Source organism: Mastigocoleus testarum BC008 (assembly GCF_001456025.1).
Classification (GTDB): Bacteria; Cyanobacteriota; Cyanobacteriia; order Cyanobacteriales; family Nostocaceae; genus Mastigocoleus; species Mastigocoleus testarum.
In genome coordinates, this window is sequence record NZ_LMTZ01000121.1 from 70,178 (window position 1) to 83,249 (window position 13,072).

Genomic DNA, 13,072 nt, shown 5'->3' on the forward strand with positions numbered 1-13,072 from the left:
AAACTTTGTGCCGGAAGCCCCTTGGACAGCGGTTGCTCGTGTATTGCTATCGCGTTTATGTCGCCAGGTCGGCTATGAAATGTATGAGATGGATATTGCTGACCGTAATTTATTATTGCGGGAATTGAAGGAAGAGTTTGGACAGGAAAGATTTGATGAGTTGGGAGAGTTTTTGCTGGATTATGTGGCGCAAGTGTTGGTTGGAGATGATCCAGATACGCAGGATTTAGCACAAGCTCAGGAATGGACTGCGTTGGCGTATTCTAAGCCCTATAAAGCTGCGCGAGAATTGGCAAAGGTACTGAGTCAGAAAGTGCAGCAGGAGGATATTGGAGAAGTTTTTCGTTTGGTTTCGTTGCTGGAAACTCTTGCACAGCCCCTCATAAAATCAGGTTTTCGCCCTTTATTAGTATACTCTCAAGGAATGAAGAGTTTTTTCTATGGCAACTTGAAGGAAGCAGTAGCCCAGCTTGAAGAAATTGTTGATGAGGAAAGTCAGCTATGGGTTGCTGATGTAAATTTGCTTGTTCCTGAACAGATAAAAAATGAAATTTCGGAATCTGCAGTAGCCCAGCTTGAAGAAATTGTTGATGAGGAAAGTCAGCCATGGGTTGGTGATATAAGTTTGCCTGTTCCTGAACAGATAAAAAATGAAATTTCGGAATCTAAAGAACCCAAAGCTCGTAATCTTAAAGCTACTGAGCATGGATTAGAAATAATTGAAAAAGCTATAACGAGGAAATATTGGGAAAAATTAGATGAGCGTTGGGTTCGAGCTTCCAATACTTCAGTAGAAATTTTAGAACAATTTTGGCAAAAATTAGAAATTCCTGAAGATGATTTCATCAGAATTTGTGAGGCTGTACATGTTGATTGGAAAATTATAAAAGGTAGTCACTTTAGTTCCCTACGTACTAAAATCACAGATGCGGAAATTTTCAAAAAAAGTCTCCGAGATTTGGGAATAAGGGTGAAAACAAATGCTGATGTTCGCGGTTACGGTATAAGAACTCGCGTTGACATTGTTGCAGTCCTTGAAGGCGAATGTGACATAGGTTTGGCTAAAAATTCCGACGGCTCTTATGACTACATTGTTGACTTGTGGGGTCTTGCTAAAAAGTACAATCAAATAGAACTCATTAACTCCATTAATCAGAAATATGCTGTTAATAAAACATTGGCACAAGCCAAGCAGCGTGGTGTTATTAAAAAGATGAAATGCCCTAGATGTAGTTCTAATCAAATAGGAAAACGTGGTTATTTTCAAGGAAGGGAAAACTATATTTGCCGTGAATGTGGTACGCAATTTACAGATTTCTAATAAAGCTTTGTTCTTAAACTGTAAAAAAGAGCAAATAATCGAATAAAATTAGAACTTGCGACACCAACTCAGGATCAATCCGCGTTAAAACAGATATGATATCATACCATTTATTCTAAAGCTTCCCCAGCATCTTCTTTGAACTCATCAAGCAACCACCCGAAACCGCCAACAACTACCAATTTTCCTCAGTCGAAGTTAAGCAACTCGCTTTCCGGATTAGATGGTGTATTTCTCCCCAAAAATCAGGCTACATCATTGAACGGACGTGTAGGTATTTGATTATAAACTTCTGTATTCTCTTCAAGAGCTTGACGTATATCGTATTGCGTTTGTAAATTCAACCAAAACTGAGCACTATTACCAAAATAACGAGAAAAACGCAAAGCTGTATCTGCTGTAATACTGCGTTTTCCAGATAAAATTTCACTAATTCGTGTCTGAGCTACACCTATATCTTTACTTAATCGATAAGGAGTGATACTTAATGGTTCTAAAAATTCTAGTTGTAGAATTTCCCCAGGATGTATATTTGGTAAACGGTTATCCTTCATAATTATTGACCTGCATCAGTGGTAATCTACTATTTCAACATCCGAAGCGTTGGTTTCATCTGTCCAAACAAAGCAGATTCGCCATTGGTCGTTAATACGAATACTGTACTGTCCTTTCCGATCGCCAACTAGTTTTTCCAAGCGATTACCAGGTGGGACGCGCAAATCATTAATTGATGTTGCAGCATCAAGCATAAGCAGCTTTCTTAAAGCAGTTTTTTGGATATTGGGCGGATAATGAGAAGATGTAAAGCCGTCAAATATAAGCTTTGTCTCTTCAGATTTAAAACTAACAATCACAATACTATCGCTTTACGTTACTATCGTCAAACGTTAGTATAAACTTCAATGTTGAAAATTCAATATTGAGATCGGGTGTTCAGCGTCCGGGTGCATCAGATCACCAAAAATAACTTCCTTGATAATATTTCCCAATCAAACCTTAAAGATATAAAGTAATATCTAAACTTACGCCAACAACTCAGCATCGATCCGCGTGAAAACAGACACGATATTCTACCGTTTATTTCAAAGCTTCCCCAGCATCTTCTTTGAACTAACTCATCAATCAACCACCCGAAACCGTCAACAACTACCAATTTTCCTCCGTAGAAGTTAAGCAACTAGCTTTCCGAATTGATGGTGTATTTCTCCCCAAAAGCGATCCATCATCCCTCATCTACTTTGCAGAAGTGCAATTCCAAGCGGATAAAAAATTCTACTCTCGTCTGTTTACAGAAATATTTCTTTACCTTGATAAAACAGAACTTACCAATAATTGGCGTGGAGTAGTAGTTTACCCAAGTCGTAGCATTGATGTGGGAGAAACAGAAAGATATTCAGAACTACTCACATCCGGATGAGTAACGCGGGTGTATTTAGACGAACTAGATTCAGCAGCAGAACAGTCTATTGGTCTTGGCACTGTTAAATTGTAGTAGAGCCAGAATCAAGCGCAGTCACAAAAGCTAGGGAGTTAATTAAACTCGCCGGAAAAGAAATAACATCGAAAATTACCCAAAGGGAATTTATCGAACTGATAGAAACAATTATTGTTTATAAATTTCCCGAGAAAAGTTGGGAGGAGATTGAGAAAATGTTTGGATTTAGCGAGTTAAAGCAAACTAAAGTTTATCAAGAAGCTAAACAAGAAGGTAAAGTCGAAGGAAAACTCGAAGCAGTTCCTTTTATGTTAAATTTAGGTGCTACTGTAGAACAAATAGCTGAAGCCTTAGACTTGGATATCGAGTTGGTTAGATTAGTAGCCCTAAAAGCTAATACCAAACCACAATAAAATTATTGATAAAAACAACCGAGTTATAAAAACTCGGCAAACTGACCTTAGCTTTGCTTCCTAAGGTCTACAGTTACCAAATTTTCTTTATCTCTAATATCCCCTATCCCGCCCTCAGTTCAAAACTTCAGTCAATTCCAACTGATTCACAGTATAAAACTACGCTGTGAATTGTAACATTTTGACTTACTCTTACGAGAAAGCTTATGTCAATTACTTTTGAATTTCGACTTATGTCCTACGGACACGCTATGCTAATGAATTTTTACTTGCGCATAGCGCTAGACTTGCGTAATTTTTGTTTATGGGCAACAGATTAATAATTATTATGTGCAAGGTAATTTTTGTCAATCTGCCCAAATATGGAATTAAATTAAAACCACATCGCCAACAGCGAAATTAACTATCTTGCAAATTTTCGATCAATAAATCTACTTGCTGCTGACGTTCTCGTAGAAAAGTTTCGCATTCACACAAAGATTTTGCAGCCACAGCAAACTGCTCGAACACTTCTTCCAAATCTAAATTACCCGCCTCAATGCTAGCTATTATTGCCTCTACCTCAGCAACCTTCGCCTCATAATTCCACTCAGAATCCAATTTTTCAGCCGATTTCATGATCATTAGAGTCTTTATCCCTTAATGCCCTAGTATTTTTTATTTCTGTAACTCGTACCTGAATTTCTCCATCATTCAACTCTACCAATAACCGATCCCCCTCAGTCAAGTCAGCAGCACAACGAGCAATAATTCCGTTTTCTTGTCTTACTACAGCATAACCACGCTTTAGTACTGCTTTAGGGTCAAGAGTTGCTAATTTTTGTCTCAACATCTCTACATATGCAAAAGATTGTTGCAACTGCAAGGTTGTTCCCTGCAACAATCTCTGACGCTTCCAACTTAAGGCTTGTAATTCCTGTTCAATTTGCCGATCTAAGCCCAAACGTCGCAAACGATTTTCGATTAATTGCAATCTATCTGCTGCATCTGTGTAACAGTTACCCACTACTTCATATAAAGTAGTAACTCGTTCTTGATGCTGACTGTAAAGTTCTGCGATCGCAGGTACAACTAATTCTGCCGCTGCTGTGGGGGTGTGTACTCTTCGATCTGCAACCAAATCTACCAATGATTCATCTCTTTGATGACCGATACCCGTAATTATCGGTATCGAACATTCAGCAACTGCTCTGACTACTCGTTCATCATTAAAACAAGCTAATTCTTCTACAGCCCCTCCACCACGGGATAAAATCAACACTTCTGCCCGTTTGTCCTCTTCTACCCTCTTAATTGCTTTAACAATTGAAGTCGGTGCTTGTTCCCCTTGGACTGTCGCCGGAGAAAACAATACGTGTAAACCCGGATATCTCTGTTTTAAAGTTTTTTGAATATCGCCCCAAGCTGCTGCGGTTGGTGAAGTGACAACAGCAATCGTTTGGGGATGGGAAGGAAGGGATTTTTTTCTCTCAACATCAAATAAACCTTCAACCTCCAAACGTTTTCGTAGTTGCTGGTAACGTAACGCCTGTAAACCAACACCAGCAGGCAAAGTTTGCCATACATTAAGTTGATATTCTCCCCTTGCAGGATATAATCGCAAACTACCCAGAATAATTAACTGTTCCCCAACTTTTGGTAACTGGGCGAGTTTTCCTAGCTGACTCCTCCAAATTACGCATTTAATAGCTGCGCCACCATCAGGGTCTTGGAAAGTGAAAAATAATCCGACCTTATGATTATTGGCGCTAGAAACTTCTCCTTTCACCCAAATTTGGCGTAAATGCTTGTCCTCTTCCACAAGCAAACGAATGTAGTCAGTTAATCCAGTTACTGAAAGCGCTGTATCAGCAATGAGGTCGACAGCAGAATTAGAAAGCTCAAAAGACATGATTTTGGTGGGAACGGACGCGAGTCTAGATGTATTATTTTTTATGTTTGCTTATATAACGATAAAGACCCTTAATGTAGCACCAATTAAATCAGATGTCATCAATTTAGGGTCGTAAGTCAATTTCCTATCAGGTCTATTAAAATATAGTTTCAATCCTTTTTTAAATATTTTTTAGTTTTCATTCTAATGTGCGAAACATGCCTTATAGTTACTGCATAATCATTATGTAACTTTGTCAACTAACTGAGTGAAAAAGAAGATTATTCTACATATCGACTAAGTAATAATACGTTATTCAGTAAAGTTCAATTACTTGTATCATTTCGGTCTCACACATTCACACAGAACAGAGAATATCAATATAGGAAACATCAATATCGGTATTACGAGAGGGATTTTTCTTCCCACTTGTTACTTTTAAAATTCCAATAACGAAGTTCGATAATTCTCATATTTTGTTGTTGTAATTAATTTGATAGTCAACTTAAATCACCAATCTTTTAATCTTTAACGCTACTATTACCTACCAAGTAAGCTGTAAATTAGGATGTCCTCACACTTTCACAGCAAGTCAATTAAAAATAAACAGATCCATTTTCGCATTTTTCACGTAAAGTAGTATTTATGTTCTAGTTAACATCTTAGATCGAAATTTAAAATTAGGCACGACTCATCTTACTGATCGACGTCTTTCGTGCTTGGAACATTTGGAATTAAATTATTATCTTAGAGGCAATAATGGCTGTTAACACCACTGATAATGCAGGAAAGGAAAAAGCCCTCAATATGGTACTGAGCCAGATTGAGCGTACCTTTGGAAAAGGCACAATTATGCGCCTGGGGGATGCTTCCCGGATGAAGGTAGAAACCATTTGCACTGGTGCGCTCACTTTGGATCTGGCTTTGGGAGGTGGTTTACCCAAAGGAAGGGTAATTGAAATTTATGGTCCAGAAAGTTCGGCAAAAACAACAGTAGCGCTGCATGCGATCGCAGAAGTACAAAAAGCAGGTGGTATTGCAGCTTTTGTCGATGCAGAGCATGCTCTTGACCCCACCTATGCATCTGCGCTGGGTGTAGACATCGAAAATTTACTAGTATCTCAGCCCGATACAGGTGAAGCAGCCTTAGAAATTGTCGATCAATTGGTCCGTTCTGCAGCGGTGGATATTGTGGTTGTGGACTCTGTTGCGGCGTTGGTCCCTCGAGCAGAAATTGAGGGAGATATGGGTGATGCTCACGTAGGTTTACAAGCTCGTTTAATGAGTCAAGCTCTACGTAAAATTACTGGTAATATTGGTAAATCTGGTTGTACTGTTCTATTTATTAACCAGCTCCGGCAAAAAATTGGTATTAGCTACGGTAACCCAGAAACTACAACTGGTGGTAATGCTTTAAAATACTATTCCTCTGTTCGTTTGGATATTCGCCGAATTCAGACCTTGAAAAAAGGTACCGAGGAGTTTGGGATTCGAGTCAAAGTTAAAGTAGCAAAAAATAAGGTCGCTCCACCATTTAGAATTGCAGAATTTGATGTTATTTTCGGTCGAGGAATTTCCACTTTAGGATGTATTGTTGATTTAGCAGAAGAAACAGGAATTCTCAATCGTAAAGGTGCTTGGTACAGCTACAACGGCGATAATATTTCCCAAGGTCGAGATAATGCGATTAAATACCTTGAAGAGAATCCAGAGATTACCGAAACAATTAGACAGTTAGTACGTGAAAAACTAGATTTAGGAGCAGTTGTTTCTTCTAATTCTGTAAGCAGCAAAAACGGTAAGAGCAGCAAAAAAGAAAAATCCAGTGATGAAGGATTAGATAAAGCATCACCAGAAAGCAGCAAAAAATAAATATAAATAACTCGAGCCTTCTTTATTTTTTCAGGGAGGCTTGAGCAAATTGGAATGTTTACAGTAAATATAAAATACTGATTACCAATTCCCAATCCCCATATGCCGCTATGAGCGCGCTTGCGCGTTAGCACATTAGTGAAAGCGAAGCGTGACGTTAGTCAGAGGCTTTGCCGACGCCGTAGGCTCTAGCGGTGCGTTAGCACAGGCGGCGGGCGGCACGCAGTGCTATCCCCAATCCCCTAAGTGTAATTTTTATTTTGATTCAAAGAAACTATCAACTATTTCTGAATTTTGATGTAATTTTAAATGTTTCTCTAAGATAGATATTCCTACAAGATGGCGGTCGCTGCTCTTAAGTTTTTGAAGTATTTCTGGAGAAGAACTTAAGCTTGAAGGAAATTGTTTTGTTTCGTCAGAAAAATTCTCAGGTTCACGAGTATTTAATTTATTTTTTTTAGGTATTGATTGCGTTAATAGCTCGGTGGCTACAATAGGTAGGATTTGGGTAGATAAATTAATGAAAAATGGAAAAATTAAATTTCCTAAACGTATAGAATCCCCATCTTGAATTTCTTGGGATTGATAAATTCTCTCCCCATTTACATAAGAACCATTAGTACTGTTGAAATCAATTAGAATAAAACCTTTCGCTTTGAGGTATTGAATTGCTGCATGATGTCGAGAGATATATTGGTTACCAACGCAAATTCCATTATTTTCACCACGACCGATTGTCCATATTAATTGTGGTTGTCGCAACTTGCGAGATTTTCCTTCTCCTAAATTAGTAATAATGCAAGACTCTTTTCCATTAATTACAGCTTGGACATAACTTTGTCTTGTTTGTTCGAAAGATAAATCAGTAAGATTTTCTAGTTGGAGAATTTGATTTAAAAGAGCACCATGATGTTCATATAACTTCAAAAAAACTTGATAAAGTTGTAGCTTTTTCTGAAGTTCACTTTGAGCTAACTCAGCCACTACAGGCGAACGTTCCACTCTTGATAAATGTAAGTTGCTCATATCGATTGTAAATGTTTGGTGTCATTTTAAAAGCAGAAAAGTATTGGTACCGATTTTCTACCGAGACACTGATTTCAAGCAGGTTTATCCCCACTACTCGATAAATACGAAATTACCGAGAGTTTTCTTTAAAAAAATTAATTTTGACTGGCGTTCGGTATCACTATCTGCTTCCATGAGAAAATCTGAATTTTAAATAATATACTTAGGTGTACACTTTTAGATTAAAGTTTTTGTATATTTGTTGTAACCGCGTTATTACCGAAATTATTAAAAAAACATAAATCACTAATCAACAAGCATCATTAAATAGTTATTAATAATCACAACAAACCACGTCGACCATTGGGACGAATAGTCATCCAGTTTGTTTTAGCTAACGCAAGTTGCTCATCTGTAACTTTAGCTCCAGTTAAATTAGCTCCACACAGATTTGCTCCTCGAAGATTAGCATGGGAAAGATAAGCATTACTGAGGTCTGCACCACGTAGATCGGCTCCTTCTAAATCGGCGTAGGAGAGGTAAGTTTTACTCAAGTTAGAATCCCGGAGATTTGCGCGATTCAAGCTTGCTTTCCCAAAGTCGTTATTATGAAGATTAGCTCCTTGGAAGTTAGTTTTTTCTAAACGGGAAGAATGAAAATTAGTTTCAGATAAATTTGCGCCAGGAAGATTTAGCAGACTTAAATTATGGGAAGCAAAATCTCGCCGACCTTTAAGATATGCAGCTAATAAATTCTCGGCATTTAAGTAAGGCTGTAATTTAATTCTGCTAACAGATGTGGAGTTTCCCGAATGAACATTAGTGCTTGACGATCTTGGTTGTGTTGTTACGACTCGCTGACGTGAATCCTTGATATTGGAATTTGTATCTGGGATACGAGCACGTCTCGCACGAATTGCAGCTGCAACTTGAGCGACACCAGAACTACTGCTATTTCCAGTTGAATTATTCGAACTGTTGTCAAAATTGGAGTATTTTCCTTTTCCGATATTATTTGGTTGTGCAACCAAGCCATCAGCTAAACTATCCAGATAAGGCTCCATTTCCAAAGCTCTAAGAACTTCAGAAGCCGAATGGTAACGATTGCGGACAGAGACTTCAAGCATCTTACGCAACACTTCAATAAAGTGTTGACTAACTTTAACCATGTTTTCCCACATCATTTCACCAGTTGTGGGATTGTATTCTAAGTCTTTGGGTGATTTACCAGTTAATAAGTAAATGCAAGTAATTCCCAAAGCATAAATATCACTAGCGTAGACCGGTCGCATAGCCATTTGTTCTGGTGGAGCAAAACCAGGAGTACCAATAGCGTATGCAGTCAGCGCAGTCTGACCAGATTGTGATGCAGCAATTTGAGTTACTTGGTTTTTAACTGCACCAAAATCAATCAAAACCAATTTCTTATCTTGAGCGCGGCGAATTAAGTTAGCCGGTTTGATATCGCGGTGAATTACTTGACGTTCGTGGAGATATTGCAGTAAGGGTAACATTTCACAAAGAAACTCCCTGACATCAGTTTCATTTTGCGCTCCATTGCGTTTTACCTCTTGTTGTAGAGTTGCTCCACTGATATATTCTTGTACTAAGTAAAAATGTTCTCTATCTTCAAAATAGTCTAATAATCGTGGCATCTGGGGATGATTGCCAATTTTTCCTAAAGTTACAGCTTCTCTTTCAAAAAGCTCGCGCGCCATCTGTAAGAGATAAGGTGCTGTTCCAGAAGGACGCAATTGTTTAATTACACAACGAGGTTGTCCCGGTAAAACTCTATCTTCAGCTAAAAAAGTTGCTCCAAAGCCACCTTGACCTAAAGCTTTTAGCACTTGATAGCGATCGCGCAATAACAGTTGCGAGTCACAAGAGTGACACAATTTAGCATTTGCCTTATTTCTAGGCTCTGAACAATTAGGATTTAAGCAGTAGCTCATGTACTGTAAACTCGCAGCAATACGAATACATTAGGTCTTTACACCCTAATCTCATTATTCAAATTAGAACTTAATGTCGCTAGGTAAATTCTGCTGTAAAACCTTTAAAGAGTTGCTAAAGATTGACCGATATTGGGTAAAGTCATGGAAAAACCACGAGTTTTGATCCGGAATAGCATTTTATGTGTAGCATTACGTAATTAGTTTAAGACAATCAACAATGGGACTTCCAAAGAATAAAATAATCAACAATGAAAATGATAATCATTGTAGAGGTGGGGAATCAGTGCTGCTGAGTCATTTTGTAGTGTTTAGTCTAAACTCCAGTTATTAATACATAACCCCTTACCAGGTTGAAAACCATAATCTTCGAATAAGATTGACAAACTTTGAGTAATTTTTATAAAACCCCAATCCCAGCTGTCGCTTTAAGGCTTCTGGTAGATTCTTTGAGTTTTCCAAGCCGCGTACACCTTCCCAGTTTGTATCTTTATCCCAACGGCAACTGAGGAAGTACAGACCCCTCCTGAGGTTTGCGTAACTGAGGTCTGCGTTGCTGAGATCTGCGCCGCAAAGGTTTACACCCCTGAGAAGTGCAAAAGTAAGGTTTGCATTACTGAGGTTTGCATTACTGAGGTTTGCTCTGCTGAGGTTTGCTCTGCTGAGGTCGGCATGACTGAGATCTGCGCTCCAGAGGTTTGCTCTGCTGAGGTCAGCACCACTGAGGTTTCGTCTTTCAGATGGCTGATTAAAAATTTCCCAGACTAAACGCCATTTGTTGTCAAGTTTTGTCTGGTCGGAGATGATTGTATTTCTGAGGTTTGCTCTGCTGAGGTCGACACCACTGAGGTCGGCACCACTGAGGTCGGCATGGTTGAGGGCAGTACTATTAAGGTGGGCACCACTGAGGTTGGCACCACTGAGGTTGGCATCATAGAATGTGACACGAAAGAGGTTGGCATTATTGAGTTTGGCATTATTGAGTTTGGCATGATAGAGTTCGGCACCATGGAGGTCGGCATCACTGAGGTTAGCGCCACTGAGGTTTACACCACCGAGATTGGCACAACTGAGGTTAACCCCATTGAGGTCAACTTCGCTGAGATCAACAAATATATTTAGATTTTTTCTTCTAAAATCATTCCAAGTATCTACATCTTGCTTCAGCAAAGCAAGATGTTTTTCATTAGCCATTGCAGGTTATCTTAATTTTTTATACTTACAGGACTTACGCAACTGGCATAAGCAATGGTGCGCCTCGGCGCACCGAGCGCCTAAAAAAACTACAGCGTATTGCAACTTTGGGGTGTCTCAGTTGCTCAATTAGATAGTTTGAAAGTAAATTATGCTTTATTTTGTAAATAGTTTGACCTGTTTTATAGGCTAAAGTTTTTAGCCTAACCCAGATCAACATAGCACAAGCAATATGATTTCTTTGAAGACGGGCTTTACAACATTGGCATGATTCAATGCCAGTTAATTGCTTTATTTCTCGATGGAACTCCTCTATTTTCCAACGAATCTTGCACACCTGTTGTACAAGATCTGTAGAACTTTGAGATAAATCATTAGTTGCGACATAATCCGTTCTATCGGTAGAGACAGATACCCGGAAAAGTTTCACTTTCTTATCAGCAGGAAAACCTTTAATTTTTATTATTTTACCACATTCTAATTCTTCACAACTCCATTCTAAATATTCTATATTTTTATGTTTTTCCTTACCAAAACTATCATCTACCAAACGATTAGTTTTTAAAGGACAATAATAAATCTTATCTAGACTATCTATATAAAGAATTAAACTTTTGACTGCATACCAAGTATGCATTAAAACTATGTCAAAAGGTAGATTATTTTGATATACAAGACCTTGCAGCATATTCTTCACATAGTCAACTTTAGAGTTAAAGCATCGTTTTCGAGATTAAAAATACGGTAATCTATTACCCAAAATTGTAAAGTTTTGGGATTAACATATATGCAACTTACTATTCCAATTCCTCTGACAATACCATGTTCATTACCACTATATTGCCTTCGTACTATTTATATTGACTCTGAAATATTTTATCTACAACCGTATCATCAAATATAATGTAAGCATCTTCATCAACTACTATTAAATCTTTTACATTGTCCCAAAGTAAACTAGGAGTCAACTTTTCATTTCTCAAATAGTAATTAATTTTATCATGACTAATATTTTCTAAATCTTCTGCTAAGTTAGTAATAGTATAGTTAATTTGGCTACTAAGTAAATATTGACAATAATCTAATTTCGTAAAATTCATAGCTAAACATTTTTTGATGCACCCTTCACAAATTGTCTCACCAAATCTTGAACAACAAGATACATCATTAATTATTGTTATTAATTCCGGTCAAACCAATGAAACACACTCTTAGCAAAATAGTACATGAGTATTGCTGTATGACGATAACGCTAGTCGCGATAGCATCGCACTGTGACAGTTGCGTAAGTCATGGAAATGTTGTCGGATAACATTGATTACTTCAGATTAAAACCAGTTGACATTCCTAAAATCACAATCCTTCTTGACAATGGGTATCACCCCGAAAAATTAAAGGAAGAGTTGAAAAAAATTTATCCCCAAATAATGACCAAGATTACATTTGAGCTATTGCCGAAACCTTCCAAAGCTCAAAAAGAAAAAGAAGGAAAGATTGGTTTTGTTCCAGTGAAAGCAAGGTGGGTCATAGAAAGAACGAATTCTTGGATGGAGAGATGTAAAAGCTTGGCCAAAAATTTTGAAATAACTCTTGATAATTCCACCGCCAAGGTAAATTTTTGTTTTATACGAATCATGCTTAAAAGACTGGCGACTACTATTAATTAAAAAGATCCCAAATGGGTTCTATAGTTTAAATTTAACGCCGAAAAGTACTATAAGTAAATTAAGAATTTTTAGAATAAATTAGCTATTATTTTGATTTATATAGGAATCATGTTTGATTATTTTATTCTTTGGAAGTCCCCAAAATTCCAATTAGCAAAACTTATTGATATAAAAAATCATCTCTCTTTTAAGAGTTTACTTACAAATACGAGAGATGATAAAGTATTCGATTTAAAAATTAACTTCAACAATTCAATACCTTTGCCAATTTACGAGGATGCAACACAATTAGAAGTATTGTGAATGCGTCCTAAAGAAGTAAGCTTGGCAAAAATCT

10 protein-coding genes and 4 pseudogenes are annotated in these 13,072 nt (G+C 37.7%); 6 read left to right on the plus strand and 8 right to left on the minus strand.

The window, feature by feature from the left end:
• Positions 1-883: 883 nt before the first annotated feature.
• From BC008_RS51700 to BC008_RS51705, 3 genes and pseudogenes are all read left to right on the plus strand, one after another.
• A pseudogene (locus BC008_RS51700) lies at positions 884-1,204 on the plus strand (DUF1257 domain-containing protein); the annotation flags it as partial.
• Between the two features lie 9 nt (positions 1,205-1,213).
• Entirely contained in the window at positions 1,214-1,321 is a 108-nt protein-coding gene (locus BC008_RS52940) for an IS1/IS1595 family N-terminal zinc-binding domain-containing protein (RefSeq protein WP_456152290.1), read from the plus strand.
• A 131-nt stretch (positions 1,322-1,452) separates the two neighbouring features.
• Positions 1,453-1,567, plus strand: a pseudogene (locus tag BC008_RS51705) (DUF2887 domain-containing protein); the annotation flags it as partial.
• Here BC008_RS51705 and BC008_RS31460 read toward each other — a convergent pair.
• Both BC008_RS31460 and BC008_RS31465 read right to left on the minus strand, forming a co-directional pair.
• Entirely contained in the window at positions 1,567-1,875 is a 309-nt protein-coding gene (locus tag BC008_RS31460; protein WP_027842616.1) for a HigA family addiction module antitoxin, read from the minus strand. The pseudogene BC008_RS51705 and the gene BC008_RS31460 sit on opposite strands and share 1 nt — an antisense overlap.
• Before the next feature lie 15 nt (positions 1,876-1,890).
• Positions 1,891-2,175, minus strand: a complete 285-nt coding sequence (locus BC008_RS31465) for a type II toxin-antitoxin system RelE/ParE family toxin (protein ID WP_058183644.1) — start codon at positions 2,173-2,175, stop codon at positions 1,891-1,893.
• A gap of 196 nt (positions 2,176-2,371) precedes the next feature.
• On the opposite strand from BC008_RS31465, the pseudogene BC008_RS50825 reads away from it, so the two are divergent.
• Positions 2,372-3,169: pseudogene (locus tag BC008_RS50825) on the plus strand (Rpn family recombination-promoting nuclease/putative transposase).
• Between the two features lie 399 nt (positions 3,170-3,568).
• Here BC008_RS50825 and xseB read toward each other — a convergent pair.
• Both xseB and xseA read right to left on the minus strand, forming a co-directional pair.
• Entirely contained in the window at positions 3,569-3,787 is a 219-nt protein-coding gene (xseB, locus tag BC008_RS31475; RefSeq protein ID WP_407657058.1) for an exodeoxyribonuclease VII small subunit, read from the minus strand.
• The gene (gene xseA / locus BC008_RS31480) at positions 3,774-5,060 is read right to left on the minus strand and encodes an exodeoxyribonuclease VII large subunit (protein ID WP_036265123.1); all 1,287 of its coding nucleotides are present in this window, start codon (positions 5,058-5,060) and stop codon (positions 3,774-3,776) included. Before xseA ends, xseB begins: the two co-directional genes overlap by 14 nt.
• A gap of 741 nt (positions 5,061-5,801) precedes the next feature.
• On the opposite strand from xseA, the gene recA reads away from it, so the two are divergent.
• Positions 5,802-6,914, plus strand: coding sequence for a recombinase RecA (recA, locus tag BC008_RS31485; RefSeq protein ID WP_027842613.1), 1,113 nt, complete (start codon positions 5,802-5,804; stop codon positions 6,912-6,914).
• Between the two features lie 255 nt (positions 6,915-7,169).
• On the opposite strand, the gene BC008_RS31490 is transcribed toward recA, so the two are convergent.
• The 4 genes and pseudogenes from BC008_RS31490 to BC008_RS45875 all read right to left on the minus strand — a co-directional run bounded on the left by BC008_RS31490 (position 7,170) and on the right by BC008_RS45875 (position 12,168).
• On the minus strand, positions 7,170-7,940 hold the full coding sequence (locus BC008_RS31490; protein WP_063800769.1) for an FHA domain-containing protein: 771 nt from the start codon (positions 7,938-7,940) through the stop codon (positions 7,170-7,172).
• A gap of 323 nt (positions 7,941-8,263) precedes the next feature.
• The gene (locus BC008_RS31495) at positions 8,264-9,874 is read right to left on the minus strand and encodes a serine/threonine-protein kinase (RefSeq protein WP_027842612.1); all 1,611 of its coding nucleotides are present in this window, start codon (positions 9,872-9,874) and stop codon (positions 8,264-8,266) included.
• A 345-nt stretch (positions 9,875-10,219) separates the two neighbouring features.
• A complete protein-coding gene (locus BC008_RS31500; RefSeq protein ID WP_058183646.1) occupies positions 10,220-11,068 on the minus strand; it encodes a pentapeptide repeat-containing protein in 849 nt (282 codons plus the stop codon).
• A gap of 34 nt (positions 11,069-11,102) precedes the next feature.
• Positions 11,103-12,168: pseudogene (locus BC008_RS45875) on the minus strand (IS701 family transposase).
• A gap of 198 nt (positions 12,169-12,366) precedes the next feature.
• On the opposite strand from BC008_RS45875, the gene BC008_RS31515 reads away from it, so the two are divergent.
• Positions 12,367-12,735, plus strand: coding sequence for a transposase (locus BC008_RS31515; RefSeq protein WP_235595963.1), 369 nt, complete (start codon positions 12,367-12,369; stop codon positions 12,733-12,735).
• Positions 12,736-13,072 lie beyond the last annotated feature (337 nt).